The sequence below is a fragment of the Paenisporosarcina sp. P4_D4 genome (genome assembly GCF_056401835.1).
In genome coordinates, this window is record NZ_JBFUIO010000314.1 from 1 (window position 1) to 1,139 (window position 1,139).

The 1,139-nt window shown below is 29.8% G+C and carries 2 protein-coding genes; both read right to left on the minus strand.

The window, feature by feature from the left end; translation table 11 throughout:
• Positions 1–187, minus strand: a 187-nt coding sequence (locus tag AC1DSL_RS18470) for a hypothetical protein (protein ID WP_477533362.1), incomplete at its 3' end; no start/stop codon positions are given.
• A 250-nt stretch (positions 188–437) separates the two neighbouring features.
• Positions 438–728, minus strand: a complete 291-nt coding sequence (locus AC1DSL_RS18475; RefSeq protein ID WP_477533363.1) for a hypothetical protein — start codon at positions 726–728, stop codon at positions 438–440.
• Between the last annotated feature and the right edge of the window lie 411 nt (positions 729–1,139).

Here is a 1,139-nt window from a genome sequence, read left to right on the forward strand (position 1 = left end):
ATATATTCGCTTTGTTTAAATCATTTAATTTACGATACATTAAACCAATATAAATTAATCCACTTCCCATTTCTAATTTTGAAAATGGCTCTTCTATTGCTAATTCCATTATTTTTATTGCTTTTTTTCTAAACCCGAAAATTTCGTAACGATTCGCTTTACTTACATATTTATCATATTTGTTCATTGTTGCTCACTCCCTAACAATACTACCTCTACCTTAACTTAAAGCAATTTACTACAATTATATCTCAGGTTACTTATTCAACTAAACTGCTGCGTAAGTTTAAGTGTAACATTTCACACAGGATCGCCGAAATCTACTTGATGTTTTGGACGTAAAAATAGACCATCGAAATGATGGTCTTGTTTAACTAAAGCACCCGTTAGTTGAATAAGAAAAACGCTTTTAACTCAACAAATCGCAAGTGTTCGTTTTAATTCAATTCCTTAGTCTCTTTATCTCTTATTATGATTTCATAAGGTATTTCTTCGATTAATAATTCTTCACTTTTAAGTTTAATTATCTCTTGTACATATTTTTCTATTTCTTTTACTTTTTCATCGGAATTCCACCACCACTTTGATCTTTCAAAATCTGTTTTGATGATAATCTGTAAAGGTTCTGGGTGGAAGGAATAGGCAAACCCTTTACATTCCTCAAAATTTTTAGCTGTTTCCTCGCTTACGGTCGTGTTCGTTCTTAGATTTTTTTGGCTTAAATACATTTCTAGCTACTAACAGTATCAGAAAAATAATAAGAAACAGCGTTACTATAGAGAATAGATACGTTCCTAATCCTGCCCAAACTCCTTCCTCAAATTCTTCTATGATATTATCTAGATTAAAGATAAGCCTGATAACAAAGTTTGAAATAAAAATAAATGCGGTCAAGATAGCAGTGTCTTTTATAATCTTCAATGTCAATAATCCATCCTTTTTTTACTATTCAACTTAATGTTGTCCACTTAGATGACTATACATCTAATAAACTCTCTAAACGAATATCCTCTTTTATTATACAAGTTTGATTTTTTTTATTAAATATTGTAAATGGTTTAAAATTACTCTAACGATATATACTTGCTTATTGAACTAAACTGCCCCGTTAGTTCAATAAGAAAAGAGTTGCTTAAGCA

Excerpts from the sequence above, each read along its gene's own strand:
- AC1DSL_RS18475 (WP_477533363.1), bottom strand. The coding sequence starts at position 728 with ATGTATTTAAGCCAAAAAAATCTAAGAACGAACACGACCGTAAGCGAG.